The sequence below is a fragment of the Candidatus Thioglobus sp. genome, assembly GCF_029243085.1.
GTDB lineage: Bacteria > Pseudomonadota > Gammaproteobacteria > PS1 > Pseudothioglobaceae > Thioglobus_A.
Map to the genome: position 1 here is coordinate 1 of NZ_JAQWSS010000019.1, position 26037 is coordinate 26037.

At 39.8% G+C, this 26037-nt stretch carries 30 protein-coding genes; 15 read left to right on the forward strand and 15 right to left on the reverse strand.

What is annotated here, in order from left to right:
- The 8 genes from ribF to P8M52_RS01255 all read right to left on the reverse strand — a co-directional run.
- A partial coding sequence (gene ribF / locus P8M52_RS01220; RefSeq protein ID WP_300306164.1) for a bifunctional riboflavin kinase/FAD synthetase occupies positions 1–793 on the reverse strand: 793 nt, incomplete at its 3' end.
- 57 nt (positions 794–850) lie between these two features.
- Positions 851–1870: an A/G-specific adenine glycosylase gene (gene mutY / locus P8M52_RS01225; RefSeq protein WP_300306167.1), complete on the reverse strand. Its 1020-nt coding sequence runs from the start codon at positions 1868–1870 to the stop codon at positions 851–853.
- A 290-nt stretch (positions 1871–2160) separates the two neighbouring features.
- Positions 2161–3216 (reverse strand): homoserine O-succinyltransferase, encoded by a 1056-nt coding sequence (locus tag P8M52_RS01230; RefSeq protein WP_300306170.1) that lies wholly within the window; start codon positions 3214–3216, stop codon positions 2161–2163.
- Positions 3207–4052: an ATPase gene (locus tag P8M52_RS01235; RefSeq protein WP_300306173.1), complete on the reverse strand. Its 846-nt coding sequence runs from the start codon at positions 4050–4052 to the stop codon at positions 3207–3209. Before P8M52_RS01235 ends, P8M52_RS01230 begins: the two co-directional genes overlap by 10 nt.
- Before the next feature lie 29 nt (positions 4053–4081).
- Entirely contained in the window at positions 4082–5269 is a 1188-nt protein-coding gene (gene alaC / locus P8M52_RS01240; protein WP_300306176.1) for an alanine transaminase, read from the reverse strand.
- 4 nt (positions 5270–5273) lie between these two features.
- Positions 5274–5603 (reverse strand): FKBP-type peptidyl-prolyl cis-trans isomerase, encoded by a 330-nt coding sequence (locus tag P8M52_RS01245; RefSeq protein ID WP_300306179.1) that lies wholly within the window; start codon positions 5601–5603, stop codon positions 5274–5276.
- 10 nt (positions 5604–5613) lie between these two features.
- Positions 5614–6387 (reverse strand): DUF2797 domain-containing protein, encoded by a 774-nt coding sequence (locus P8M52_RS01250; protein WP_300306182.1) that lies wholly within the window; start codon positions 6385–6387, stop codon positions 5614–5616.
- A 32-nt stretch (positions 6388–6419) separates the two neighbouring features.
- Complete coding sequence (locus tag P8M52_RS01255; RefSeq protein WP_300306185.1) at positions 6420–7295, reverse strand: phosphoribosylaminoimidazolesuccinocarboxamide synthase; 876 nt, start codon at positions 7293–7295, stop codon at positions 6420–6422.
- Positions 7296–7403: 108 nt separating this feature from the next.
- On the opposite strand from P8M52_RS01255, the gene P8M52_RS01260 reads away from it, so the two are divergent.
- Complete coding sequence (locus tag P8M52_RS01260) at positions 7404–8018, forward strand: hypothetical protein (protein ID WP_300306188.1); 615 nt, start codon at positions 7404–7406, stop codon at positions 8016–8018.
- On the opposite strand, the gene P8M52_RS01265 is transcribed toward P8M52_RS01260, so the two are convergent.
- From P8M52_RS01265 to uppS, 4 genes are read right to left on the reverse strand one after another with little or no spacing between them, the layout of a single operon-like run.
- Positions 8013–9131 (reverse strand): peptidoglycan DD-metalloendopeptidase family protein, encoded by a 1119-nt coding sequence (locus tag P8M52_RS01265; protein ID WP_300306191.1) that lies wholly within the window; start codon positions 9129–9131, stop codon positions 8013–8015. The two genes, P8M52_RS01260 and P8M52_RS01265, sit on opposite strands and share 6 nt — an antisense overlap.
- Positions 9124–10275 carry a 1-deoxy-D-xylulose-5-phosphate reductoisomerase gene (gene ispC, locus P8M52_RS01270; RefSeq protein ID WP_300306198.1) on the reverse strand — a complete coding sequence of 384 codons (1152 nt, stop codon included), beginning with the start codon at positions 10273–10275 and terminating at the stop codon, positions 9124–9126. Before ispC ends, P8M52_RS01265 begins: the two co-directional genes overlap by 8 nt.
- A complete protein-coding gene (locus P8M52_RS01275; RefSeq protein ID WP_300306201.1) occupies positions 10272–11072 on the reverse strand; it encodes a phosphatidate cytidylyltransferase in 801 nt (266 codons plus the stop codon). The genes ispC and P8M52_RS01275 overlap by 4 nt, the downstream gene beginning before the upstream one ends.
- Positions 11072–11782: a polyprenyl diphosphate synthase gene (gene uppS / locus P8M52_RS01280; protein ID WP_300306205.1), complete on the reverse strand. Its 711-nt coding sequence runs from the start codon at positions 11780–11782 to the stop codon at positions 11072–11074. The genes P8M52_RS01275 and uppS overlap by 1 nt, the downstream gene beginning before the upstream one ends.
- Before the next feature lie 68 nt (positions 11783–11850).
- Between uppS and hisF the strand changes: the two genes are divergently transcribed.
- The 4 genes from hisF to P8M52_RS01300 all read left to right on the forward strand — a co-directional run bounded on the left by hisF (position 11851) and on the right by P8M52_RS01300 (position 14323).
- Entirely contained in the window at positions 11851–12624 is a 774-nt protein-coding gene (gene hisF, locus P8M52_RS01285) for an imidazole glycerol phosphate synthase subunit HisF (RefSeq protein WP_300306208.1), read from the forward strand.
- A gap of 70 nt (positions 12625–12694) precedes the next feature.
- Positions 12695–13228: a hypothetical protein gene (locus tag P8M52_RS01290; RefSeq protein ID WP_300306211.1), complete on the forward strand. Its 534-nt coding sequence runs from the start codon at positions 12695–12697 to the stop codon at positions 13226–13228.
- Between the two features lie 12 nt (positions 13229–13240).
- Entirely contained in the window at positions 13241–14065 is an 825-nt protein-coding gene (gene cyoE, locus P8M52_RS01295; RefSeq protein ID WP_300306214.1) for a heme o synthase, read from the forward strand.
- A gap of 66 nt (positions 14066–14131) precedes the next feature.
- Complete coding sequence (locus P8M52_RS01300) at positions 14132–14323, forward strand: DUF2970 domain-containing protein (protein ID WP_300306216.1); 192 nt, start codon at positions 14132–14134, stop codon at positions 14321–14323.
- On the opposite strand, the gene P8M52_RS01305 is transcribed toward P8M52_RS01300, so the two are convergent.
- The 3 genes from P8M52_RS01305 to P8M52_RS01315 form a co-directional block, all read right to left on the reverse strand.
- Positions 14320–15030, reverse strand: coding sequence for an SCO family protein (locus P8M52_RS01305; protein WP_300306217.1), 711 nt, complete (start codon positions 15028–15030; stop codon positions 14320–14322). The two genes, P8M52_RS01300 and P8M52_RS01305, sit on opposite strands and share 4 nt — an antisense overlap.
- A gap of 13 nt (positions 15031–15043) precedes the next feature.
- Positions 15044–16009 carry a COX15/CtaA family protein gene (locus tag P8M52_RS01310; protein ID WP_300306220.1) on the reverse strand — a complete coding sequence of 322 codons (966 nt, stop codon included), beginning with the start codon at positions 16007–16009 and terminating at the stop codon, positions 15044–15046.
- Positions 16010–16097: 88 nt separating this feature from the next.
- Positions 16098–16925: a DUF2189 domain-containing protein gene (locus P8M52_RS01315; RefSeq protein ID WP_300306223.1), complete on the reverse strand. Its 828-nt coding sequence runs from the start codon at positions 16923–16925 to the stop codon at positions 16098–16100.
- A gap of 200 nt (positions 16926–17125) precedes the next feature.
- Between P8M52_RS01315 and coxB the strand changes: the two genes are divergently transcribed.
- The 10 genes from coxB (at position 17126) to P8M52_RS01365 (ending at position 25951) form a co-directional block, all read left to right on the forward strand.
- A complete protein-coding gene (coxB, locus tag P8M52_RS01320) occupies positions 17126–18262 on the forward strand; it encodes a cytochrome c oxidase subunit II (RefSeq protein ID WP_300306225.1) in 1137 nt (378 codons plus the stop codon).
- A gap of 16 nt (positions 18263–18278) precedes the next feature.
- Positions 18279–19886: a cytochrome c oxidase subunit I gene (gene ctaD / locus P8M52_RS01325; RefSeq protein ID WP_300306228.1), complete on the forward strand. Its 1608-nt coding sequence runs from the start codon at positions 18279–18281 to the stop codon at positions 19884–19886.
- A gap of 87 nt (positions 19887–19973) precedes the next feature.
- A complete protein-coding gene (locus tag P8M52_RS01330; protein WP_300306231.1) occupies positions 19974–20513 on the forward strand; it encodes a cytochrome c oxidase assembly protein in 540 nt (179 codons plus the stop codon).
- A 17-nt stretch (positions 20514–20530) separates the two neighbouring features.
- Positions 20531–21415, forward strand: a complete 885-nt coding sequence (locus P8M52_RS01335; RefSeq protein WP_300306234.1) for a cytochrome c oxidase subunit 3 — start codon at positions 20531–20533, stop codon at positions 21413–21415.
- Between the two features lie 26 nt (positions 21416–21441).
- Positions 21442–21669: a DUF2909 family protein gene (locus P8M52_RS01340; protein ID WP_300306237.1), complete on the forward strand. Its 228-nt coding sequence runs from the start codon at positions 21442–21444 to the stop codon at positions 21667–21669.
- Positions 21666–22358, forward strand: a complete 693-nt coding sequence (locus tag P8M52_RS01345; RefSeq protein WP_300306240.1) for an SURF1 family protein — start codon at positions 21666–21668, stop codon at positions 22356–22358. Before P8M52_RS01340 ends, P8M52_RS01345 begins: the two co-directional genes overlap by 4 nt.
- A gap of 89 nt (positions 22359–22447) precedes the next feature.
- Entirely contained in the window at positions 22448–23866 is a 1419-nt protein-coding gene (gene ccoN, locus P8M52_RS01350) for a cytochrome-c oxidase, cbb3-type subunit I (RefSeq protein WP_300306243.1), read from the forward strand.
- Positions 23867–23879: 13 nt separating this feature from the next.
- Positions 23880–24611 (forward strand): cytochrome-c oxidase, cbb3-type subunit II, encoded by a 732-nt coding sequence (ccoO, locus tag P8M52_RS01355; RefSeq protein WP_300306246.1) that lies wholly within the window; start codon positions 23880–23882, stop codon positions 24609–24611.
- Entirely contained in the window at positions 24611–24757 is a 147-nt protein-coding gene (locus P8M52_RS01360; protein WP_300306249.1) for a cbb3-type cytochrome c oxidase subunit 3, read from the forward strand. Before ccoO ends, P8M52_RS01360 begins: the two co-directional genes overlap by 1 nt.
- 12 nt (positions 24758–24769) lie before the next feature.
- Entirely contained in the window at positions 24770–25951 is a 1182-nt protein-coding gene (locus tag P8M52_RS01365; RefSeq protein ID WP_300306252.1) for a c-type cytochrome, read from the forward strand.
- The last annotated feature ends 86 nt before the right edge of the window (positions 25952–26037 follow it).

Below are 26037 nucleotides of genomic sequence, written 5' to 3' on the forward strand. Positions count from 1 at the left end.
CCCCGTATATATCTTGGTTAAAGTTAAATAAAAACACTTCGAGTAAGATGTTTTCTCCATTGACAGTAGGACGTTTGCCGATATTGCATACACCATTATGAGTTTTACCAGCTATAACTACTTGTACCGCAAAAACTCCTAAAACCGGGCTAATTTTTCGTTTAATAGGAATATTAATAGTTGGAAATCCAATAGTCCTACCTAATTGTCGCCCATGAATTACCTTCCCAGAAATATTGAATTCGCGTCCAAGCATTTTTTCCACGATATGGAAATTACCTTGTGATAATAGCTCTCGAATGATCGAACTGCTTATGCGATCTTGGTTACACAAAATACTGTTGGTATTCTCCACTTCAAAGTCATGTTGTACAGAGTAATCTTTAAGTAATTTAAAATTACCTGTACGCCCAGACCCAAAGCGAAAATCGTCTCCTACTAAGCAAAACTTCATATTTAAACTATTCAACAAGACTTTCTGAATAAAAGTTTCGGCGCTTAATTCCGAAAAATCCTTATCAAACTTGATAATAAGATGAACATCTAATCCTAGTTTTGCTAATAATTGATGCTTCTGTTTAAAATTGCTTAACGTTGCTTGCTCACGTCCAAAGAAACTCTGAGGAGTGGGCAAAAAAGAGATGAGCACTGCAGGCAGGCCTAGTCGCTTTGATTTTTTCACTAGACTAGTAATAATATGTTGATGACCAACATGCACCCCGTCAAAGTTCCCAATAGTGACAACACTACCGGAGTGCTTAGTTAAATTGTGTAGCCCACGAATGATTTTCATATGCATATTTTAATCTATTTGCTCAGGAAAACCGTCCTGCGTTTGTACTGTAAATTATTAAAGTTGGGAAATAATCCTTGTTACAGGTTTTGGTACGCCAAGATGCAGTTCTTTGATTTGATAAAATTCTACATGTGCTGATGGACAATCAACCACCACTGGATGAATATACAAGTGATAATGTGTAAAGGTGTGTTTAAAAACGGAAAGATGCCGGATAATTGAGGCTGATTGATCAAACTCATCTATAGATTTTTGAATCGATAGAGGTGTGTCGTCGCATTCTATAAAACTCCATAATCCACCCCAAATACCCTTGCTTGGTCGTTTTTGTAAATAAATATCATTATTGTTGCTAAAAACTAACATGGCAATAGAGCGACTGGGTTTTGTTTTTTGTGGTTTTGGTTCTGGATAAAGTGCCTGTGTTTGGTTTTTGTAGGAAAGGCACAGGTTGGTCATTGGACAGTGAGGGCATTTTGGCTGGGTACGCGTGCATATTGTAGCCCCTAAATCCATAATGGCTTGAGTGTATTGATTGTTTCGAGTGTTAGGTGTGTGAAGTTCAGCTAAATGCCATAGCTTGTTAAGTGTTACACTTTGGGAGTAATGCCCTTTAATCTGATGAATTCTCGCTAGAGCGCGTTTAACATTGCCATCTAAGATAGCATGATTTTGATTGAAGCCGAGAGATAATATTGCGCCGGCAGTTGAGCGTCCAATACCAGGAAGGGCGAGAATTTGTTCAAAATCTTGAGGAAATTCCCCGCCATGTTGCTGAACAATAATCTGAGCAGTTTTTTGTAGATTTCTAGCTCTAGCATAGTAACCAAGCCCCGCCCATTGGGCTAACACCGCGTCTTCAGAGGCATTAGCCAAATCAATTAGGCTTGGAAAATAACGTATAAATTTTTTGAAATAGTCGATAACCGTTGAAACTTGGGTTTGTTGCAACATAATTTCACTTAGCCAAATATGGTAGACGTTTGTATGAGAGTTGGGTTTTGACTGCCAAGGAAGGTTGGTGCGCCCATGTTTATCGGACCAAGCAAGCAGCTTAATTGAAAAATTAGACAATGTGTTAATTGGCGATTGATTCTTTTATGCTGGACCGAGTAACACCCATTTATTAGCATAATAAAGTGCAAAGATAAGTATTAAGCCAAATAAGTAGGTCGCAATACACTGTTTAATTGTTGTCAAACTGCAGTTTTTTTTACAATTAGCTTGTATGTTGTATAGTATAAACAGTGTCCATATTGTTGTTAAAGATAACAAGATATAGCGGATTATTGTTAATGTTTCCATATTGTTAATTGTTGTGTTAACTAATAGCTATGATAGATAGAAAATGTTGCTATTAAACTTTATTTTAGTTTTAGAGGATTTGCAGGATCAATGTTGTCCATAAAAGGTTTTTTAACATCTTCATGGGTGGTTTGATACACACACCCAATCCAGTTACTAATAATTTGTCGGGTTGCATCATGCCAAGTGTTGTCTAACGTGGCGTTAATTAAATCCTCGGGAAAGTCGCTAATGGTAAATTTTCCAGTCAATAATTTTTCCTTGTATTCGTTTAAGATGGCTTTATTTTGTTCGTTTAAGTAGTGTTTAGGAAATACAGGATAGTCAGGGCGTTTGCTTGCTAGAAAAGTAATAATTTCACGCTTGTATTCTTTTAATAAGCTAATTGTGTCATATTCTGGATGACCTTGGAAAAAGACCATGCGCAACAGGTCTTCACTAACGCACAAGTGTGCACCAATGTTACTATCGACCAAAATCTCAACACCAGAAGCTTTAAACTGGTCTCTGGTAATCTCATTGAAGCGTGAATGCGGCACATTAAAGTTGGTGTTAACCCCATTCATTAATGGGTGAGAGCGATCAATAATCTGATGTTTAAAAACACCCCAGCACTTATCCTTCATAGCCTGACGTTTTTGCTGGTATCTAAACTCCATAACCGCATGAGTGGCTAAACAAGAGCACAAAGTAGAGGTAACATTTTCATATGACCAATCAATTACATTTTTGAGTTCGTCATAAAAGGGTGCCAGTTTTAAATCAGCCTGCTCTACATGCGCACCAGTTACGATTAGTGCATCAAGACCTTGAGACTTAATCTCAGAAAAGGTTTGGTAATATGCGTTGATATGCTTTGACGCCTTGTCTTCTCTCTGAATGGAAGACAAGGTGAACGGATGAAGATAGAATTGTGCTATTTGATTAGTTTGACCAATAAGGCGAAAGAATTGTCGTTCGGTCGCCTCTAAGGCTGCATCTGGCATCATATTAAGCAAGCCAATATGTAGTTCACGAATAACTTGGTGGTTGGCACGATCCTTGCTAAGTACCGTTTCTCCTTCAGACTGTAAGCGTGCAAAAGAGGGTAAATTTGTATGTGCAATCAAGGGCATTGGTTCATAGCTCCTGTAATTAGATCTAGAACTTCAGTGGCGCTACGACACCGGTATAAGTCTTCACTGTCAATGGTGTAGCCATATTGCTGAGCAATTTCCTCATATTTTGGTTTTCGGTGCTCTAGTAAATGTGGAAATATCCAACGAACGAATGCATCAGGATCAATTTGAGCGACATATGAAAACCGATTTTCAGAAAGATAGGTTTCTAATTGTTGCTGTAAAAACTCAGCTTGATAATACAAAGGCTTTGGGTGTGATTGTGCGCGCTCTATAAGGGTTTTTTCGTTATTTTTACTAGCACGTATGTACAAGATCACTGTGTGCTCTGATAAAGTTTGATAAACATTGTTGTCATCTAGTTCACACAAAGAGCCGCCAGCATCATTGATAAAATTATGCACACCCTGTTGATTGGACTTCTCAATAAATTTTGGCACATCAAGCATGGTTTGAATTTCGGCTTGTCTATGTAGCGCTTGACGGCGAATAAATTCATCAATTTGAAGTCCGCCCAATTCTGGGTTTCCAACCTTTCCTAAAAAGGCAGAAACAGAAGATAGGTTGTCGAAACTAATATTATTTTGAATACTGATTGATTTATTATCTAACAAGCCCTCTAGCCATGAATCTTGTTTTATTCGAGTAACGATATTATCTAATATAGCGCTATTTAAGTATTCGGCACCAATGCGATAATCACCTGAATAGTGAAAGTATTTGTCTTGTTTAGAAAGCAATTTGGCCAGATGAGTTTTCCCAACACCAGACATGCCCAATAGAGTTAGGCGCTTTTGCTGACTATTCCTGAATTCGTTAGCAGAGAGTTTCATGTAAACTGATTTTAACGCTAATCTCTTGTTTACAGTAATCCATCTGCTTTAAACATGTCGCGAATACCGCGAATAGCTTGACGAGTGCGATGTTCGTTTTCGATTAAGCCGAAGCGTACGTATTGATCACCATAGTCACCAAAACCAACTCCTGGAGAGACGCCAACTTTAGCTACTTTTAGCAGCTTTTTGGTAAACTCTAACGATCCCATAGGTTGATAGAATTCAGGGATTTTGGCCCAAACAAACATGGTGGCTTTTGGTGGCGTGACTGACCAACCGATGGTATTTAGACCGCTACATAAAACGTCACGACGATCTTGATACATGTCAGATATTTCTTGGACGCAAGTTTGGTCACCTTCAAGCGCTTCAATTGCCGCTACTTGAATTGGCGTAAACATGCCATAATCAAGATAAGATTTTATTTTTGCTAGTGCGCCTACTAATGTTGGGTTTCCAGCCATAAAGCCCACCCGCCAGCCAGGCATATTGTAGCTTTTGGATAATGAGAAAAATTCAACAGCAATATCTTTAGCCCCCTTCACTTGCAAGATGCTTGGCGCAACGTAACCATCAAAGGCAATATCGGCATAAGCTAAGTCTTGCACTACCCAAATTTCATGCTCTTTTGCTATCTTGATGACTTTTTCAAAGAATTCTAGCTCAACACATTCGGTGGTTGGGTTAGAGGGGTAGTTCAACACTAGCATTTTTGGCTTAGGCCAGGTGTTTTTAATTGAACGCTCAAGCTCAGTTAGGAAGTCGTCGTCAGGACCGCAGGGTACATGCTGAATATCTGCGCCTGCAATAACAAATCCATACGGATGAATGGGATAGGCTGGGTTAGGTACTAAGACCGTATCACCGGCACCTACTACTGCTTGCGCCAAATTTGCTAACCCTTCTTTAGAGCCGATAGTTACAATCGCTTCCGTTTCCGGATCAAGATCGACATCAAAGCGTTTTTTATACCAATTACAAATAGCCTTGCGTAAGCGTGGAATTCCGCGAGAAGTTGAATAGCGGTGCGTGTCTTTCCGACGCGCAGCTTCTACTAATTTTTCAACAATGTGATCGGGTGTTGGTTGATCTGGATTGCCCATGCCAAAGTCAATAATATCTTCCCCGCGTGCCCTAGCCTTCGATTTTAGCTCATTGGTAACGGCAAAAACATAAGCGGGTAGGCGCTTGATTCTCGGGAAGTCTTCATTCATAATTTTATGATTTAATTGCGAGAAGCTCTACGTCAAAAACCAGAGTGGCATTTGGTGGAATGATGCCACCTGCACCCATCTCACCATAGGCCAATTTAGATGGAATAGTTAGCTTTCGTTTGCCACCAATCTGCATGCCGTCAACACCCTGGTCCCAACCAGGAATTACTTGACCCACGCCAAGTTGAAAATTGAATGGATCGTTGCGATCAACACTCGAGTCGAATTTTTTACCGTTAGTTAGCCAGCCAGTATAGTGCATGGAAACATGGTCGCCCGCTTTACAAGCTGTACCTTCGCCTACTGTTAATTCTTCAATGATTAATTCTGCCATAGTGTTATTCCTAATAAGTTAATGTAATATTGTAAGCGCTATATTTTCTAATATTAAGCACTCCGGTATCTAATATCAAATACTGCGCTTTAATGCCTTTTAAAACACCTGTAATGTTCGGTGTTTTGTCAAAATTTAGCGAGCTAATTTTGCTAGGATATTCTACCACAGGGTAGTTTATATCTAAAGCTTCATTCTTGAGCACCTGTGCATCCGTGGCATCAATAGCACCTTTGATGTGTTCAAGTAGTGAATCCCTGATTGTTGGCAGGTCAGCTAAATCCACTTCATTTTTTAACATCTTTCGCCAATTGGTTTTATCGTTAACAAATTGTTTAAGGGCCATTTCTAATTCACCAGATTTGAGGCGCGTGTCTACTTCTAAAATAGGCAGAGCGCAAATGGCACCTTGGTCAATCCATCTACTAGGAATGTTCTTTTTACGGGTAATACCAACCTTAACGCCTGACGAGTTGGCCAAATATACCACGTGAGGTGAAAAGCAATTGTCCAGCCCCCATTGTGGTTCACGACAAGTTCCCAAGTGATAATGGCAAGTTTCTGGCTTCATGATGCATAAGTCGCAACTTGCTAATTTTTGAGAGCAGGGGTAACAATGCCCTTGCGAGTAACTTTTGTTGGTTATTCGACCGCAATTGCGACAATGGATAACTTGATTAAAGCTTAGTGAGATGGTTTCACCTACCAAATCATTCATGTTAAGCAATTTATCTCCAATTGGCAATTGATATTGTGCCACCCCTCTATTTAGATGAGTATGCATTTTGCTAATAGCACCGCTGAGTTGCATGGAATTTATTGAGTTAAAAGTTGTTGGACCTGCTGATATTTCTCAGCTGTCTTATTAATAATATGCTGAGGCAAGGTGGGTGCAGGCGGCGTCTTATCCCAGTCTAATGTTTCTAGATAGTCACGCACAATCTGTTTATCAAAACTTTGTGGACTGACGCCAATTTGATAATCTTTAGCCGACCAAAAGCGCGACGAGTCAGGTGTTAATACTTCATCCATTAAAGTTAGCACATTGTTTTCATCTAGACCAAATTCAAATTTAGTGTCGGCAATCATAATGCCACGCTCAAGTGCAAATTCGGCTGCGTATTTGTAAAGTGCCAAACTAGCTTGCTTGACTTGTTGCGCCATGTTTTCTCCTAGAATATCTACAGTTGCAGAAAAATCAATGTTTTCATCATGCTCACCGACAGCTGCCTTACTAGAGGGTGTGTAAAGCACTTCGGGTAATTTTTCAGCCAGCTGTAAATTAGCAGGCAGTGTCGTACCACAAATACCGCTGGTTTTTTGATAGTCTTTCCAGCCAGAGCCAATAATATAGCCACGTACAATCGCCTCTACTGCTAATGGTTTGAGTTTTTTGACAATAATAGCTCGACCTTCAACTTGTTGAGCTTCGGTGGCATTTAATACACTGCTTAACGGCTCATGAGTTAAATGGTTGGGAATAATGTGTTGCGTTTTATTAAACCAAAAGTTGGCAACCGAAGTAAGTACCTCGCCTTTTTTTGCAATGCCGTCGTCAAAGACGACATCAAAAGCGCTTAAACGATCTGTAGTAACGATTAACATACGCTTGTCGTCGATATCGTAAATATCTCTAACTTTACCTTTTTGGATTAAAGGCAGGCTTAAGTCTGTTTCAAATAGTGTGTCCACAGGTATTCCTTGAAAATTTTAGCTATAAAGTATAGTGAGTATTTTAATCGATAGTCCGACTTTAAATTATGATAACTTTTGGCGTGGTAAAATAGACGAAAAACCGTCATGCTAAAAAAACTACTGATTTTTTCCACCCTATTTAGTCCTTTTGCTGATGCATCGCCACTGTCTGATGGCGCCATGCGTCTTATTCAAATTGGCAATGAAATCAGCTCTCGTGATGTGGTGTTAAGAGGTCAGTCATTATTGCTAAAAGGTGCGTTTGATCTTAATGATTATGATGCTATGTATGAGGCTTCAAAGCAAGTTAGATTCGGCAGTGAGCTCATGGGTTACAAACCACAAGAGAGAGAAGCCAACGAGATTTTAATTAAATTAGTGCGCAGAAGCTACGACACGGCGTTGTATGAGTATGCTTTTTATTTGTTAGATGGCAGTCATGGCTTTATTAAAAATGAGTTTTTAGCCTTGAATTTATTTGAGGAATCTTTTGAAGTGCATGGCAATGCCAAATCAGCAATGATGGCAGCTATTATTCGCAACGAGTCCCTTGTGCCTGGCACAAAAAAACCACACCGTATTGACGAATTAATAACTTTTGCTATTTTAAACAAGGTGCCAGGCGCCCAAGCTTATCAGACACAATATATTGACAAAGATTATTTGACCGATTTAAAGCCAAGTAATTGGCAGGACTGGATTAAAGGCCAATCCTTATAAACCAGTTAAAATATTGTTTACTTTCGAGCGAAATTCCCATAGCTCATCGCGACTAACTTTTTGTTGTTCAGGTGTTTTATGAGTTAATGGATTTTGACGCTTACCCTTATAACGCAACTCATAATGTAAATGCGCACCGGTGGAGCGCCCAGTTGATCCAACATAGCCGATTACCTGTCCTTTTTTTACAGGCTTACCTTGACGAAGATTACGAGCGTATTTGGATAGATGCGCATAAACAGTGGTGTAATGGGCGCCGTGGTTAATAATAACAGCCTTTCCTAGTGCGCCTTTCCAGCCTTGGAGCTTAACAATCCCGTCTGCAGTAGAGCGAACTGGTGTGCCATGTGCTGCTGCATAATCTATCGCTCTGTGCGGTCGATACGTTTTTAAAATAGGATGATAGCGTTTTAATTGGAATGTTGAGCTAATACGATTATATTTGAGAGGTGCTTTTAAGAATGAAGAGTTTAAGCTGTAACCATAGCGGTTGTAATATAGCGTCTGACCACGAGCATCCTTATGGGCGAATGCCTCAATATGTTTGTTGTCGCCTTTATAAATGATGCCAACAGGCTGTTTTGATCCATCGCTAACAATCAAGAATTTATCATTTTTGTACAAGTCTGAGTCAAAATTAAGTTGCCAGGATAGCGCCTCAACTACCGTATTAATGGTGTTTAAACTTAAGCCAGCTTTTTGCGCATCATAACCAAAAGAGCTGTTAATGACCACAGGTGTTGTTACAAGAGGTGTTTCGGTTTTTTGCGATTGTTTTGGCGCATGTACAAATCGAGTGCCAATCAAGGCAATATTAAGATCTCTTTTATTTTTAGACTGGTAACTAAGCGAGTTAAAGCGACGGTTAGTATGTAAGCGAATGGTGATTTTTTCACCAATTTTAAGTTGATTAAGTTGTTGATTTTTTTTGCTGGCAGAGAGCAAATTCGCCAATAATCTTTTTGATAATCCTAGTTTGGTAAAGTATTTACTGAGTGAATCACCTGATTTGACCGTAAAGTGATATTCATTATCTTGACTATGTGCAAAAGCCGTATCAACATTAAATTGCAATAATAATATCAGCAGAGCAAGAGAAAAAAATCTAGACATAGGATTGTACAATTTCATTAGCAATCGCGCGAGCAGTTCGGTCGTTATCTATTACTTCAGTGAGTGATTCTGGATAAAAGTGACTAGATTGTTCTAGGGTTTTTTCAATGATATTAGCAATATCCAAAAACTTGATTTTATTGTTTAGAAAATTTTCCACTGCTATCTCGTTAGCGGCATTGATTGTACCCATGGCACTGCCACCTTGTCGAAGTGCTTCAAATGCCAGACCTAAACAGGAGAATTTCTCGAAATCTGGTGTATAAAATTCTAACGGTGTATGTTGCGTTAAGTCAAGAGCATCAACGCCCGAATTAATCCGTTCAGGGTAGCTCATGGCATATGAAATTACTGTGCGCATGTCTGGATTGCCTAGTTGCGATAAGGTGGAGCCATCACTAAAGTAAACTGATGAATGGATAATGCTTTGGGGATGCATAACCACATCAATATTATCAGCAGGCAAGTTAAACAAATAATGTGCCTCTATCACTTCTAGACCTTTGTTCATCATTGTGGCTGAATCTACAGATATTTTTCGCCCCATTGACCAATTTGGATGCGCACAAGCTTGATCTGGGGTAATAGCTCTAAGTTCGCTAAGCGGTGTATGTAAAAAAGGCCCGCCACTAGCTGTAAGTTGAATTTTACTCAAACCAGATCTTCCACCTTGTAAGCATTGGAAAATAGCACTGTGTTCAGAATCAACAGGTATTAATTCGGCATCATGATCTTTAACTGCCTGCATAAAAATATCACCGGCCAATACTAAAGACTCTTTGTTTGCCAGCATAATGCGTTTCCCAGCCTTTGCTGCAGCCAGACTTGACGCCATACCGGCAGCGCCCACAATAGCTGCCATGACATAATCAGTATTAGTATGCGAGGCAATTATGTTAAGTGACTGAGGGCCGGAAAGCACCTTTGTATCAACCTGAATGTTTTCAGAGAGTTTTGCTGCAGCGCTCTTGTCAGTCATTACTGCAAAAGTTGGTTGATATTTTTTACACAATTTCAGCATTTTTTGCCAATTAGTATGTGCGCTAATAGCAAACACATTAAATTGGTCTGGGTGTAAATCAACCACAGCTAGGGTGCTTTGACCAATGGATCCGGTGGCACCTAGTAGCGTTAAATTGATCATATTAGGCTGAGACCCAACAAGAAGAATGGTGCGGCCGCAGTTAGCGAATCAATGCGATCAAGAATGCCTCCGTGTCCTGGCAATATATTGCCACTATCTTTAATACCTGAAGTGCGTTTAAAAAGGCTTTCGTATAAGTCACCCAATACAGAAACACTTGAAATCACAATGGCTAGCAATAAGTGGCCAATGTAAGTATTACTGGCAGCATTTTGATATTGCAAGAACATTAGCATAATGATAATGGCTAATGCTATACCACCAATGACGCCTTCGATAGATTTTCCAGGGCTAACATTTGGCGCAAGTTTGCGTTTTCCAAATGCCCTGCCAACAAAATATGCACCAGAGTCAGCGCCCCAGATTAATAGCATTAATAGTAAAAAGTATTCGCTACCATAATTGGCATGTAAACTGCTTAGTGCCACCCACATTGGCGCCAGAAGCATGACACCACCCATCACTCTAATAATGCCGGAGCCATACCAAGACTGAATGTTGTTTGGGTAGCTTACAACCCAATATAAGTTCAAACCCCACCAGGCAACTGAAACCATTAAAACAGTTTGTAAGTTTTGCGCATGTGCTGAAGCAACTATAGCACAGCCAATAATGCCTGCTGATACCAAGGCGCGATAAAGCGACTGCTCAATCTTGATGAGACGGGTAAATTCCCAGGCGCCGAGTGCAACAAATAATAGCAAAAAATAAGAAAAGTAATCAGTGGGCATGGCAAAAATTGCCCAGATAAACAAGGGTGCTAAAATCAGCGCAGTTAAAACTCTTGGCAATAACATTAATACTCCTTGCGAGCGCCATAACGACGATCACGATGATTGAAATTTTCGATAGCCTTGTTCAATTCAACTTCGTCAAAGTCCGGCCAAAGTGTATCGGTAAAGTACATTTCACTATAAGCCACATCCCATAATAAAAAGTTGCTGATTCTTAGCTCGCCACTACTACGAATTAGCAAGTCAACTGCAGGTTCACCAGCTAGGGAAAGGTAATTTTGAAAGCTATCAATCGTTATATCTTCGGGGTTGATATGGCCATTGATAGCGGCTTTTACCACTTGCTTCGTAGCTTGCACAATATCCCATTGTCCACCATAGTTGGCGGCAATTACCAACGTTAAGCCTTGGTTGTCTGATAGTTTAGCTTGTGCCTCGATAGCCGTTTGTTGCACGTCTTCTGGAAATAAAGACAAGTCTCCAATTATTTTTAAACGGACATTGTGTTTGTTAAGTTTTTTGACCTCTTGCTTAAGCACGGTTAAGAACAATTTGAACAACAGTGAGACTTCTTCAGTCGAGCGATTTTTATTTTCACTACTAAAAGCAAACAAAGTAAGCGTTTTTACTCCCATTGCGCCGCACGCTTTAACAACGCTGCGCACAGCTCTAACACCTTGTTGGTGGCCAACAATGCGCGGTAAACCGCGCCCAGACGCCCAGCGACCGTTGCCATCCATGATGATTGCAATATGCTTTGGAATGTTTATCATAAATCAAGATTATACCCATACAGGCATAATTGACCACATAACAAACGTTGAGAGGTAAAATTAGACTTATGAGTTTAGCAAAAAGAATTATTCCTTGTTTGGATGTGCGTGACGGCCGTGTGGTTAAAGGTGTGCAGTTTGTCGATATTAAAGATGCCGGTGACCCTGTTGAAGTTGCAAAGGGTTATGACGAACAAGGTGCCGACGAAATTACTTTTTTAGATATTACAGCCTCACATGAAGGCCGTGATACAACGGTGCATATGGTGGAAAGCATTGCTGAGCAAGTGTTTATTCCGCTGACAGTAGGTGGCGGCATTCGGAAGGCTGAAGACGTACGCATCATGCTTAACGCTGGAGCTGACAAGGTGGCGGTTAACTCTGCGTCTATTTTCAATCCCAGCTTAATTAATGAGTTAAGCAAGCAATTTGGCTCACAATGCATTGTCATTGCGATTGATGCCAAAAAAGTATCAAGCTCACCCAATAAATGGGAGATTTTCACCCATGGTGGACGCAAGCCTACCGGCCTTGATGCAGTTGAATGGGCGGTAAAAATGACTGAAGGCGATTATGGTGCTGGCGAGGTTTTGCTAACCTCAATGGATTGTGACGGTGTTAAAACGGGTTTTGACCTGGAGTTAACAAAGGCGGTAGCGGATGCTGTTAGCGTGCCCGTTATTGCCTCTGGCGGTGTAGGAAATTTAGAACATTTGTCTGAAGGAGTGCTAGAAGGTGGGGCTGATGCGGTGCTAGCGGCAAGTATTTTTCATTTTGGAGAATATACAGTCAAACAGGCTAAACAGGCTATGCGGGCAAAAGGCATCGAAGTCCGACTTTAAATTTTTTTAAACTTATCTCTGCGTAATGAACTAAGCGTATGATTGATGAAATTTTAAAAAAAAAGTAATCATGAATTCAAAAAAAGAACTGTGGATTTTATTAGCTTCTTTTGTGCTGCCCATTGTTTTTGGCACCGCCTTTTTTTATCTAAGCCCAAATTCCTTTACCAAAAGCACTGTTAATTACGGCGAGTTTGTTAACCCTATTATCAGCACTACTAATAATGATGTTGTTTTTAATGAAGCGTATGATGGAGATCTTCAAGGAATTTGGACATTAGCCTATGTCACCGATCGCTGCGAACACACTTGTCGTCAAGCGCTTGAGGATATGAAAACTATACGCATCCTCACTAATGAGAATATGAGGCGTATTCAAAGTTTATTACTAACCAATAAAGACATTCAAGGGTTAGATTCAGAGGTGTTACTTGCTCACGCTAGTAATAATTTAATTCAGAAGTTAAAAGCATTCCCCGATAATCACTTATTCTTAATTGATCCTTTGGGAAATATAATGCTGCACTACAATCCTGAGGATTTAATAATTAAACAAGTCATTAAGGATTTAAAACGACTGTTTAAATATTCTCGTATCGGTTAATTGGAGTAGCTCATGAATTCAATCTACAATCTATTAGGTCTGTGTAAATTAAAAGTTGTTGCTTTGATATTACTTACTGCGGTTGTCGGTATGTTTTTAGCTGTTCCTGCTCCTTATTTACCCGAGTGGCACCTGGTGATTTATGCGTCTTTAGGCATTGGCATGGCTGCCGCTTCAGCTGCTGTATTTAATCATGTGGTTGATGAGAAAATTGACATGCAGATGTCACGCACTGATCAGCGTCCGTTGCCCCAAGGCAAAGTAAGCCGCCATCAGGCGCTTATTTGGGGGGTTCTGCTAGGAATTGTTGGTCTTGGTATATTGGAATTGTTTGTCAATACGCTAACTATGATTTTAACGTTTATATCATTAATTGGTTATGCAGTGATTTACACCATGTATTTAAAGCGTGCTACACCACAAAATATTGTTATTGGTGGTGCAGCAGGTGCAGCACCGCCAGTATTGGGCTGGACAGCTATTACTGGCGGGCAAAATATTGAATTCGCACTATTGTTATTTTTAATAGTTTTTATCTGGACACCACCTCATTTTTGGGCGTTAGCAATACACAGGGTTAAAGAGTATAAAAAAGTCAATATACCGATGCTGCCCGTTACACACGGCCTTGCTTATACAAAAAAGCAGATACTGCTTTACACCATTTTATTGGTTGTGGTGACTGTACTGCCTTATCTCGTAGGAATGTCTGGATTAATTTATTTAGCATCTGCTTTGATTTTGGGAGTTATATTTTTATGGTATGCGGTCAATATAAATAATCGCCCCAAAGATGTTAAGATTGCTTGGAATACGTTTACTTATTCAATCAATTAATTGATGCTGATTTTTCTTGCTTTGTTGATTGATCACTATTGGCTGATTACTTTATAAGCAAAAGATATGAAAGATATTGGCCAGGTAGTTAAAGCGGTAACATCAGCCATGGTGGGTGTCGGCAAAAAAGAAGACTTAATCAAGAATCTTGAGAGAACAGAAGAGCAAGGCCCGCGACCTTATATTGTTGTCGGCCTAATAATGACTGTTGGCTTTATTGCAATGATAATTGTAATTGTCAAATTGGTATTGCCCTAATCTAGCGTCTCAAGAATCAGATCAAGTGCAGGCGCCATCTTCTTCGCATTATGTGGGTTGGTCAACAATCCCACTAGCTCAAGGTTGGGATTTAACAACAAGTAGCTAGCAGTATGATCAATCAAATAGTCAGATTTTGGCGCATGATTAGCATGGCCTTCCATGTGCATGGTCATTTTCGTGTGATCAGCTTTTGGCGCATGATTAGCATGGTCGTGAGAAGACCTTTGTTTAATTTGTGCAATTTCATGATACACGCCTAACGCTTTGGTTAGCTTTCTTAGATCTTCATCTTTGGCACTCAAACCAACAAAGTCAGCGTTAAAACGTCCGACGAATTTTGTTAGCTTGCCAACATCGCGATCTGGATCGACAGAAATAAATACAACTTGTAGCTTTTCAGCTTGATTCATTTTTCCAACAGTTTGGTTTAAAATTGCTAAATCTATCGGACATACATCCGGACATGATGTATAGCCAAAATATAAAATAGACCATTTATTGTTGGCAATAGTAGATAAAGAGACTGATTTATTATTGTCGTCGATTAGTGAAAGATTACCATTCAGGGTCTTAGGGCTTGGATATACAGAAACCGTAGGAGATACTTGCTCTTTAAGGTTTTTTATATTGGGTTGCGCTGCATAATAGCTTAAAAAAATCAGGCTAGTAATAATCAAGATTAAGATTAAATGTTTTTGTTTCATAAAAATATATTGGTTAAGATTTAAAAGATTTGTGAATTAATGCAATTATGCTTAGTAGTAATAATAGAGCGACAACATTGTGTAAGACAGCAACAACCATTGGTAGTGAATGTAAAACATTGATGATACCTAATATTAATTGCATAATAAGTAGCAACGCAATGACAAACAAGTGCGTATGCAGGCGCTTGTATTGGTGAAAACGATACAGCATGGTACCGATTATTATTGTAGTTATCAATGCGCCGATTCGGTGAACAAACTGAATGCCTGCACGATTAGTGTCATTCAAGATGCCATATTCATAATTGATGCCAATTGGACCCCAATAAAAAATTTTAGAAAGATTCATTTCTGGCCACCAGGATCCTAGACAAGTAGGAAACTGTTCTCCACATGATAGTGCGGCATAGTGAGTGCTTGTCCAGCCGCCTAATGATATTTGTAAAAACAATATGATTAAAGTGAATAGCAAAATGACTTTATTAGAGGCCGATATACGACTATAAGTTTGAGTGGGTTTGGTTTGGTTAAGTAGCAGCCAAAAAAGCACTGCAGTGGTAATAAACCCACCTAATAGATGAATGGTAACTATTCCAGGGTGTACCAGCAAGGTAACGGTCCACATGCCAAATGCGCCTTGTAGCATAACAAAAAAAGCGGCAAATGTGGGTAATGACATAGATTGTCGATAAATTGGCTTGTTGTTAAGCGCTTGCCACCACAATAGTAAAATGACCAACCCTAGTGTTGAGGCGGCGTATCGGTGTATCATTTCTTTCCAACCCTTGACAGATTCAAGTGGGCGCTCATAACCCTCAATTATTGAACCTTCTTTTGCATCGGGAACAATCAACTGGCCGTAACACCCTGGCCAATCAGGACAACCCAAGCCTGCATCTGCAAGACGGGTGTAGGCTCCAAGCACCACTACCACTAGCGCTAAAACGATCGATACTTTGAGTAATTTTCTATACATGTAGATGCTATAACATTGTTTTTTATGCCAAAAAAAACCATCAACTCAATGTTAAATTTGAGCTGATGGCTATTAAATATTAAGACTGTTAGTTTATGTTTTCAATCATTTCCTCATAGGCATGCCACGTGGCATGAGCTAGCACTGGAATAATAATAACCAGGCCGTAAAAGTAAGGTGTTAACAAGCCTAATGTGACGATAGAAGCAACAAATACAATCCATGGAATCATGACCAGGACATTTTTTGAAGCGGCTCGCAGACTTGTTGTTATCGCTGTTAATGGATCAACATCTTGATCGTGAATCATTGGAAATGAAAACCAGCTAATCATAAAGGCAATCAAGGCCAACACTCCGGTAAAGATGGAATACGCAACAACAAACCCCATATTTGTGCCATTGGAAAAATCAGCAACGATATTTTGAATGATGGTCAGATCTGAGTTAACAATATTAAGTGTTCCAGCTGTAAAGACAGTATAAATCAGAGGTGAAAACACCATCCAAGTTACAGCTATCAACATCAAGATGATTGATAAGAAAATTGAAGGGCATGAGCCGTTTGACTTGATCGAGGCTTTTAATACGCTACCGATGGTAGGCTTTTCCCCTTTGGAAATTCGTCTAGAAACATCATACAGGCTAATAGCGGAAATAGGGCCTAGTACTAAAATTATCATGGCAACAAGCGGTCCAGCAACATCGTGTAATGCAGCTGACTGTGACAGAAGTGTCCACAAGTTGTAAACCACTAGAGTAAACAGTCCGCCATAAAAAACAGCTAGTTTTGGGCAAACCATGATATCTTTAAAGGCCTTGATAATCCAAGTTGCTGGAGAGCCAAAGCCAATGCGATTAACGGCTGCCTTTTTGCCTGAATTTTTTTGCATTCTAGCTGTTTGAACTAATGCCATCTTTCCTCCTCAAGAAATTAATTTTTTAACATTAAATCATTCATTCTAAGCCTTGTCAAGCTTATTTTAGGTTTTTTGAATTTGATTAATAAATTTAAAAAAAACATACTATCGACACAATGTTTTGTAGTAAGATGATTGAAATTTTTTGATCAGCTTGATGTTTATTTTCAGGCGATTGCTTTTATCTGGGGGGATATATGAGCAAATTATCAAGGGCTATAGTAGCGCCTATAGCATTAATTTCTACAGCAGTATTTTCAGAGTACGGCTTAAATATGACTGAGGGTGTTACCTCAATCAGTCATGATATTTACGATCTGCACATGATGGTTTTTTGGGTTTGTGTTGTGATTGCAACAATTGTCTTTGGAGCGATGTTTTATTCTGTTTTCGCTCATAGAAAATCAAAAGGAGCGGTTGCCGCTCAGTTTCATGAAAGCACCAAGGCTGAGATTCTATGGACGCTGATTCCGGTTGTTATTTTAGTGGGTATGGCAATACCAGCCTCTAAGACGTTAATTGATTTGGAGGATACCTCTAAAGCCGAAATGACCATTAAGATTACAGGGCATCAATGGAAGTGGCAGTATGATTATCCTAAGGAAGGGATAAGTTTTATCTCTAACTTGGCCAAAACCTCTAAAGATTCAGTTGCTACAGATGTAGATAATCTAAATAAAGAGAGCTACAAGACAGGAGCGCTAAAAGTTGACAACTATTTATTAGAAGTCGATAAACGCATGGTCTTGCCAGTTGACACGTCAATTCGCTTTCTAATTACTTCGAATGACGTAATTCACAACTGGTGGATACCGGCTTTCGGCGTTAAACAAGACGCCAATCCTGGGTTTATTAATGACGCTTGGGCTAAAGTTGACAAAATTGGCACTTACCGAGGCCAATGTGCTGAGTTGTGCGGCAAGGATCATGGTTTTATGCCGATTGTAGTCGACGTTGTATCTAAAAAAGACTATGCTAAGTGGGTTGCTAAAGAGCAAGCAGCTTCTGCTGCAGCTGCTGCAAGCGCCACTCAAGTTTGGTCAAAATCCGATCTAATGTCTAAAGGCAAGAGTGTGTACGAATCGAATTGTGCAGGTTGCCACAAGATTGACGGATCTGGCATACCGCCGATTTTTCCAGCTATGAAAAACTCTGTCATTGCAAATGGTATCGCAGCAGAGCACATAAAAATCGTACTACATGGCGAGGGTGGCATGCCAACATTTAAGATGTTAGGTGATACAGATCTGGCTTCAGTTATTACTTATGAGCGAAATGCATTTGGCAATACCGGTAGCGTGGTTCAGCCTTCAGATATCAAATCTGCACGTTAATTAAAGGAGAGATACTATGACAACAGCAACAACTTCTCATGATGACCACCACCATGGCCCTGAAAAAGGTCTGATGCGCTGGGTTAAAACCACAAACCATAAAGATATTGGGACACTATATTTGTGGTTTGCATTTACGATGCTGCTGATCGGCGGCGCGCTGGCTATGGGTATTCGCATGGAGCTCTTGCAACCCGGTTTGCAGCTAATGGAGCCGCATTTCTTTAATCAATTAACAACCATGCACGGACTAATCATGGTGTTTGGCGCCATTATGCCTGCTTTTGTAGGCTTAGGAAATTGGCTGATTCCAATGATGGTTGGCGCACCTGACATGGCGTTGCCACGCATGAACAACTGGTCATTTTGGATTTTGCCATTTGCTGGGGCTATTTTACTTAGTACATTTTTTATGGAAGGCGGTGCGCCAGCATTTGGCTGGACGTTCTATGCACCACTATCAACCACATTTGCCCCAGACAGCACTGACTTCTTTATTTTCGCTATTCATCTGTTAGGGTTTTCGTCCATAATGGGCGCGATTAACATTATTGCAACGGTGCTTAATATGCGCGCACCTGCAATGAAGTTGATGGACATGCCATTATTTGTATGGACATGGTTAATTACCTCATTCTTGCTGATTGGCGCAATGCCAGTGTTAGCTGGAGCAGTTACCATGATGCTGACGGATCGTAATTTTGGCACTGCATTTTTTGATGCTACCGGTGGTGGTGATCCGGTTATGTTTCAACATATTTTTTGGTTCTTCGGGCATCCAGAGGTTTATATTATGATATTGCCAGCATTTGGCGTGGTTTCTCACATTATTCCAACCTTTGCCCGTAAGCCGTTATTTGGTTATTCGTCAATGGTGTATGCGACCGCATCGATTGCATTCTTGTCATACATTGTATGGGCGCATCATATGTTCTTAACTGGCATGCCTGTCGCAGGCGAGTTGTATTTTATGTATGCAACCATGTTGATTGCGGTGCCTACAGGTGTTAAGGTCTTTAATTGGATTGCCACTATGTGGCGAGGTTCAATGACGTTTGAAACACCGATGTTATGGGCGGTATCATTTGTATTTTTATTTACTATTGGTGGATTCTCAGGGCTTATGCTGGGCATTGCTCCAGCAGATATTCAATACCATGACACATACTTTGTGGTTGCTCATTTTCATTATGTATTAGTAACAGGTGCCTTATGGTCAATCATTGCTGCAACATTCTATTGGTTGCCAAAATGGACAGGAAAGATGTACAACGAAGGGCTAGCTAAAGTACATTTTTGGTGGGCAGTTATTTCAGTCAATGTATTGTTCTTTCCTCAGCATTTTCTGGGTCTAGCCGGCATGCCAAGACGAATTCCTGATTATTCTTTACAGTTTGCAGATTTTAATATGATTTCATCCATTGGCGGATTTGCGTTTGGCGCTTCATTTATATTATTCACTTATATTATTGTTGACTGTATTCGCAACGGCAAGCCGGCAACAGCAAGACCATGGGAGGGCGCTAAAGGGTTGGAGTGGACGTTAGCTCCAAAGGCACAGTATCACAGCTTTAACACGCCGCCATCAAAAGAGTTGATTAAGTCAGAGTCTCAACACTCTTGATGGAAGGTAGAGACAAGAGTGTCATGATCACAGCGGTGATTGTTGGCACTATAGCAATAGGAGTATTTGTGGCGACCATTGTGTTTTATGGCCAATGACTTGAGAACAAGAGCCAAGATCAAAACATCATTTTGGGTTAAGTTAATATCTGCACCTATATTTATGTTTGTTTTTGCTGTTGTTATCATGCCACCAATTTATGATGTTTTTTGTGAAATTACGGGCTTTAATGGAACAACGGGGCGGGTAGATTCTAGTCAAACATATGAAGTTAAAGAGGATAGAAAGATAGACGTTAGTTTTTTTGCAATGACGATGGGTGGATTTCCTGTTCAATTTAAACCTAAGGTGAATGAAATGGAAGTAGTGCCTGGAAAGTTTTATACAACAAGTTATATTGCAAAAAACAATACCGATCAAATTATTATTGGTCAAGCGGTTCCAAGTGTTGCGCCAACAGATGCGGCACTACACTTTAAAAAGTTAGAGTGTTTTTGTTTTAATAGGCAGGTGTTTAAGCCATATGAAGAGCTGGAAATGACATTAAGATTTGTAGTCGAGCCAGAACTCGATGAGCGTATACAAGATATAAGCTTGTCATATAATTTTTTTAAACTTGATAGTTAAAAAATGGGGAAGAGAATATGAGTGAAAAAGAATATTACATACCAGATGGAACGTACTGGCCAATAATTGGCTCAATTGGAATCACATTATTGTTGGTAGGGTTTGCCAATCAAATGCATGAGGTTAGCTGGGGGTCATCGGTGATGACGCTAGGTTTTTTAATCACAGTTTTTATGTTATTTGGCTGGCTTGGACAAGTAGTTAATGAAAGTGTTAATGGTAAATACAACAGCCAGGTAGACCGTTCATTTCGCTGGGGCATGAGTTGGTTCATTTTTTCAGAAGTGATGTTTTTTGCTGCCTTCTTTGGCGCTTTGTTCTACGCAAGAATGTTAAGCGTTCCTTGGTTAGGCGGGGCAGACAATAATGTATTCACCCCTGATCTATGGAATGGTTTCAGTGCTTCTTGGCAACAAATAGCCTTTACCACGCCTGGAACTACGCTGCAATCAGGTACAGCAATCTCTATTCCTACGAAACTGGTTGAGGCAACTGGACTGCCGGCATTAAACACTATTTTGTTATTACTTTCTGGCGTGACACTAACTTTGGCACACCACGCTTTAAGAAGTGATAAGCGTAATCAAGTTATCGGCTGGTTGGTTGCTACAATTGCCTTGGGTGTGGCATTCTTAGGTTTTCAAATTATGGAATATTCGCATGCTTATGCTGATGGACTTAAGTTAACATCAGGTATCTATGGCTCAACTTTTTATATGCTGACAGGCTTTCATGGATTCCATGTTACGTTAGGCGCAGTTATGCTGACGGTTATTTTATTCAGGGTGCAAAAAGGGCATTTTAGTGCAGATAATCACTTTGCCTTTGAAGGTGTTGCATGGTACTGGCACTTTGTTGATGTAGTTTGGCTTGGGTTGTTTGTATTTGTATATTGGGTTTAATTAAGTTTTTGTTATAAGGGATTAATATGTCAAACGTAATTATTATTGTTATTATTGTCGGAATTTTATTAGCATTAGGATCAGGCTTGTTAGGCTTGATGCGTGGCGGGTCCGACGGATCTGACAAAATGTTTCGATCATTAGTGGTGCGCGTCGCCCTTTCATTGTTCTTGTTCGGAATTTTGATGCTATCTGGTTATATGGGTTGGATAGAGCCTAATGTTGTTATCATGGATGCTTCTATTGCCAAGTGATTGCGAGACTGTTATCTCTACCAAGTTTTTTGATAGGATTGGTTATATACGGATTGGTATCCTTAGGTTTTTGGCAACTTGAACGTGCTGATGAAAAACAAAGAATTATAGATAACAGAACTCTAGCTCAAAGTTTAGCGCCAGAGCAAATTTCAAATTCGTCCGATTTATTAAAAAAAGAATATCACAAGGTGTTGTTAGCTGGCAATTATGTTGATGATTCTCAATTTATATACGACAATCAGACCGTTAATGGCAACGCGGGTTATTATGTCCTCACTCCATTTGTTTTGTCTGACCATAAAGCCATCTTAATAAATCGAGGGTTTGTATCTTGGAATGGTAGACGAGACAGTATTGGCAGCATAAACATAGGTGCTCAAAATCGAGTCATAGAAGTGTCTTTAATTAAGCCTGTTGAACGTATGAATTTAAATGAAGATCTTATAAGTAATGTTTTTCCAGTGTTAATTCAATCCGTTAATATTGGAAAAATTAGTGCATTATCCAACCTAGATTTAGTGCCTATTATTGGAAGGCTAGATAAAGCTTCTGAAGATGGATTTTATAGAAAATGGCAGCCTTTCTATGGAAGTATAGATAAGCATCTAGGCTATGCATTTCAATGGTTTACAATGGCTTTTGCACTATTTGTCATCAGCCTTAAACTGCTGATAAGGAGCAAATAAAAAAACTTTACCTCATTATAAATAGGGTTTAATGTAAAATAACGTCGATATTAAAAGTAGACTATTGGTTACAACAACAAGGATTAAGCATGAATTTATCAGAAAAATATGATATGACTGTCGTAAAGTGGTTTACGATTATGTCGTCAGTTTATTTAGTGGCAGGTACGTTTTTTGGTGTGTATATTGCCTCAGAATTAGCATTTCCATACCTAAATGATTTAGGCACAGATCTGCCATATTTTCAGTTTGGCCGCCTAAGACCGCTACATACTAATACAGTAATTTTTGCCTTTGGCGGGTCTGCATTAATGGCAGCGGCATTCTACATTGTGCAAAGAACCAACCAAGTGCGCTTATGGTCGAACAAAATGGCCTGGTTTACATTTTGGTCATGGAATACGGTTATTGTCCTAGCTATAGTTACCTTGCCATTAGGTTTGACACAATCAAAAGAGTACGCAGAGTTAGAATGGCCGATTGATATTTTAATTGCTTTGTCATGGTCTTCATATTTATATAACTTTATCATGACCATCCATATGCGTGACAAAAACAAAGTGCCACATGTGTATGTAGCAAACTGGTTCTTCATGGGTATGATGGTAATGGTGACATACTTACACGTGGTAAACAATCTGTCTATTCCTGTAGACTGGTTTAAGTCTTATTCTATTTTCTCTGGCGTGCAAGATGCAATGATCCAGTGGTGGTGGGGTCATAATGCTGTTGGCTTCTTCTTAACAGCAGGATTTTTAGGAATGATGTACTACTTTGTGCCAAAACAGGCGCAACGCCCAGTTTACTCATATCGTTTGTCTATTATTCACTTCTGGGCATTGATGTTTGGTTATGTATGGTTAGGCGCTCATCACTTACAATATACAGCACTACCAGATTGGGCGGGTTCATTAGGCGCAACGATCTCATTAGCAATGATTATTCCTTCATGGGGTGGTGCGCTAAATGGCATCTTAACACTGTCAGGCGCTTGGGATCGTTTACGTGAAGATTACATTTTGCGTTTCTTGATTATGTCACTAGCATTCTACGCAATGAGTACTTTTGAAGGTCCAGTAATGGCAGCTAAAAATGTAAACGCATTGTCACACTATACGGATTGGACTATTGGTCACGTACATTCTGGCGCATTAGGTTGGAACATTATGGTTGCAGCAGGATCGCTGTACCATATGATTGAAAGAATCTATAACGTCAAGTTAAATCAAAAACTATTAGCCGCACACTTCTGGATTCATACGGTTGGCGCAGTGACATATATTATTGCGATGTGGGTATCAGGCATCATGCAAGGTTTGATGTGGAGAGCTTACGACGAGTATGGCACTTTAGCATACACGTTTGCTGAATCGGTAGCAGCAATGCACCCATACTACGTCATGAGAGCGGCAGGTGGTGTACTAGTATTTACTGGCGCGGTTATTATGTTGATTAACATTGTTAGCACCATTCGCCGAGCAAATGCTGCTCAGCCAGCTAACGCATAAGAGGAGATAGATAATGTCAAACCATAACGGTAAAGAAAGCCTACAAGCTAAACTTGAAAAAAATATTTTCGCAATGTATCTGTTTATGGCATTAGCAGTGTCATTGGCAGGTATTGTGCAAATTGTTCCATTGTTTACAAATCCTGATACAGTTAAACAAACCGCACAAGCGGCTGATGGTAGTACACAGCAATTAACATGGCAAAGAAAAGAAGGTCAGACACTGCAAGACTGGAAAGCTGGTGATGGAGTGCGACCACACACAGCACTTGAGCTAGCAGGGCGTGATATTTATCAACGAGAAGGCTGCTTCCTGTGTCATTCACAAATGATTAGACCATTTAGAGATGAGAATGAGCGTTATGGCCATTACTCGCTTGCAGTAGAATCTCAATATGACCATCCATTTCAATGGGGATCAAAAAGAACAGGCCCTGATTTGGCCCGTGTAGGCGGTAAATATTCTGATGAATGGCACATCCTACATTTACGCCATCCTCAGGCTTTGGTACCAGAGTCGGTCATGCCTAAGTATAAGTTTTTAGATAATGCAATAGTTGATGGTGACAAAATCGCAGTGCATATGAAAGGCTTATCAAAGGTTGGCGTACCATATACAGATGCAGACATTGCAGGCGCTAGTGAAACGGTTACAGGTAAGACTGAAATGGATGCAATGGTGGCTTACTTACAAGTACTAGGCACCATGATTAAATTTGAAAACGGTACTACTTACCGCGAATAATGACTTTAGTTGATAAAATTGGCGCTGTTACTGCAGTAGTAGTATTTATTTTATTAGCTGGCGCTTATTTTTATTCATTTAGACCAAAAAATAAGCAAAAATTTGAAGACTTACGAAATTTCGTTAATGATGATGACGAGCGTTAAGAGGAGACAACAATGAGTAAACATGAGAATCCATATCCTGGTGAAAATAACACAGGACACTTTTGGGATGATGAACAAGATTTAAGAGAGTTGAACAATCGCCCACCAAGATGGTACATGCAATCAATGTTTGTGGGCTTAATTGCCATTGTGTTTTATTCATTTTATTTTCCAAGTATTCCTTGGTTTGGCGATCACTATAAGGGTTATGCTGATGAAAATGGTAAAACTTGGACCATGATTACAGAGATGAACGAGAGTGTTGCAGAGCTTGAAGCTTATCGCGAAAAGAAATTTGCAGCAACGGAACAGGCTATTGCTGACAGTTCATTGGAAGATATTGTGCGTGACGATGAGCTGAAAACTTATGCAATCAAAACTGCAAAAACATTATTCGGTGATAATTGTGCAGCTTGTCATGGTGCGGGTGGTCAAGGTAATGCTGGGTTCCCTGTATTGGCAGATGACGATTGGTTATACGGTGGCTCTTTAGCTAAGATTAGTCAATCAATTACAAATGGCCGAAAGGGTAATATGCCAGCACGTATGCTTGGCATCACCGATGCTCAAGCAGCTGAACTTGCAACATTCTTAATTGAGACAGGCAAGGGTACTCATGGTAACCCGAATCCAGCATCTAAAGCTCTGTACATGATGAAAGGCTGTATTGGTTGTCATGGCCCTACACTAGCAGGTAACCAAATGCTTGGTTCGGCAAATTTAAGTGATAGTATTTATCGTTTTGAAGCAGAAGATCAACATGCATCAGTTGTGCGTACGATTCTTCATGGTGTCAACCAAGCTAACAACCCTGAAACACAAGACGCCGTTATGCCAGCATTTGGCCACTCAAAAGTGATTAACGCAACACAGATCAAAAAACTTGCAGTCTATGTTCATCAGCTTGGTGGCGGCGATCCTGTTAAGCCAGCACCAAAAAAGATCAAAGTTTCAAAAGATGGTAAATATAACCCAGTAGTAGCTAAAAGTAATTCATTTGCAGATATAGTTGCTGCAGCTGAAGCTAATTATAAGAAAAATTTAGCACAGAATTCAGCATGGAGAGATACCGGTAAAATGATTAAAGAGGCTAAAAAAACTAAGGACGTTGCCTTAGCGAAAAAAGCAAATACACAAGCAGTTAACGCATTAAAACAGGCTTCAGTTGCGTTAACTGCAGGGCCTAGATTCTAGATCTATGTCGGCCTAATTAAAATGCCCCATCAAGGGGCATTTTTTTTGACATTAAAAAAATTATTAATTCATTAATTTTTATATAA

Coding starts and splice junctions, on each gene's coding strand:
- hisF (WP_300306208.1), top strand. CDS start 11,851: ATGAGTTTAGCAAAAAGAATTATTCCTTGTTTGGATGTGCGTGACGGC.
- ccoO (WP_300306246.1), top strand. CDS start 23,880: ATGTCAAACCATAACGGTAAAGAAAGCCTACAAGCTAAACTTGAAAAA.
- P8M52_RS01275 (WP_300306201.1), bottom strand. CDS start 11,072: ATGTTATTGCCAAGAGTTTTAACTGCGCTGATTTTAGCACCCTTGTTT.
- P8M52_RS01235 (WP_300306173.1), bottom strand. CDS start 4,052: ATGAAACTCTCTGCTAACGAATTCAGGAATAGTCAGCAAAAGCGCCTA.
- coxB (WP_300306225.1), top strand. CDS start 17,126: ATGAGCAAATTATCAAGGGCTATAGTAGCGCCTATAGCATTAATTTCT.
- cyoE (WP_300306214.1), top strand. CDS start 13,241: ATGAATTCAATCTACAATCTATTAGGTCTGTGTAAATTAAAAGTTGTT.
- ispC (WP_300306198.1), bottom strand. CDS start 10,275: ATGATCAATTTAACGCTACTAGGTGCCACCGGATCCATTGGTCAAAGC.
- P8M52_RS01260 (WP_300306188.1), top strand. CDS start 7,404: ATGCTAAAAAAACTACTGATTTTTTCCACCCTATTTAGTCCTTTTGCT.
- P8M52_RS01310 (WP_300306220.1), bottom strand. CDS start 16,009: ATGTATAGAAAATTACTCAAAGTATCGATCGTTTTAGCGCTAGTGGTA.
- ctaD (WP_300306228.1), top strand. CDS start 18,279: ATGACAACAGCAACAACTTCTCATGATGACCACCACCATGGCCCTGAA.
- P8M52_RS01365 (WP_300306252.1), top strand. CDS start 24,770: ATGAGTAAACATGAGAATCCATATCCTGGTGAAAATAACACAGGACAC.
- P8M52_RS01290 (WP_300306211.1), top strand. CDS start 12,695: ATGAATTCAAAAAAAGAACTGTGGATTTTATTAGCTTCTTTTGTGCTG.
- P8M52_RS01340 (WP_300306237.1), top strand. CDS start 21,442: ATGTCAAACGTAATTATTATTGTTATTATTGTCGGAATTTTATTAGCA.
- P8M52_RS01230 (WP_300306170.1), bottom strand. CDS start 3,216: ATGCCCTTGATTGCACATACAAATTTACCCTCTTTTGCACGCTTACAG.
- P8M52_RS01245 (WP_300306179.1), bottom strand. CDS start 5,603: ATGGCAGAATTAATCATTGAAGAATTAACAGTAGGCGAAGGTACAGCT.
- P8M52_RS01335 (WP_300306234.1), top strand. CDS start 20,531: ATGAGTGAAAAAGAATATTACATACCAGATGGAACGTACTGGCCAATA.
- P8M52_RS01300 (WP_300306216.1), top strand. CDS start 14,132: ATGAAAGATATTGGCCAGGTAGTTAAAGCGGTAACATCAGCCATGGTG.
- uppS (WP_300306205.1), bottom strand. CDS start 11,782: ATGATAAACATTCCAAAGCATATTGCAATCATCATGGATGGCAACGGT.
- P8M52_RS01330 (WP_300306231.1), top strand. CDS start 19,974: ATGGCCAATGACTTGAGAACAAGAGCCAAGATCAAAACATCATTTTGG.
- P8M52_RS01305 (WP_300306217.1), bottom strand. CDS start 15,030: ATGAAACAAAAACATTTAATCTTAATCTTGATTATTACTAGCCTGATT.
- alaC (WP_300306176.1), bottom strand. CDS start 5,269: ATGAATGAAGACTTCCCGAGAATCAAGCGCCTACCCGCTTATGTTTTT.
- ccoN (WP_300306243.1), top strand. CDS start 22,448: ATGAATTTATCAGAAAAATATGATATGACTGTCGTAAAGTGGTTTACG.
- P8M52_RS01360 (WP_300306249.1), top strand. CDS start 24,611: ATGACTTTAGTTGATAAAATTGGCGCTGTTACTGCAGTAGTAGTATTT.
- P8M52_RS01315 (WP_300306223.1), bottom strand. CDS start 16,925: ATGGCATTAGTTCAAACAGCTAGAATGCAAAAAAATTCAGGCAAAAAG.
- P8M52_RS01265 (WP_300306191.1), bottom strand. CDS start 9,131: ATGTCTAGATTTTTTTCTCTTGCTCTGCTGATATTATTATTGCAATTT.
- P8M52_RS01250 (WP_300306182.1), bottom strand. CDS start 6,387: ATGCATACTCATCTAAATAGAGGGGTGGCACAATATCAATTGCCAATT.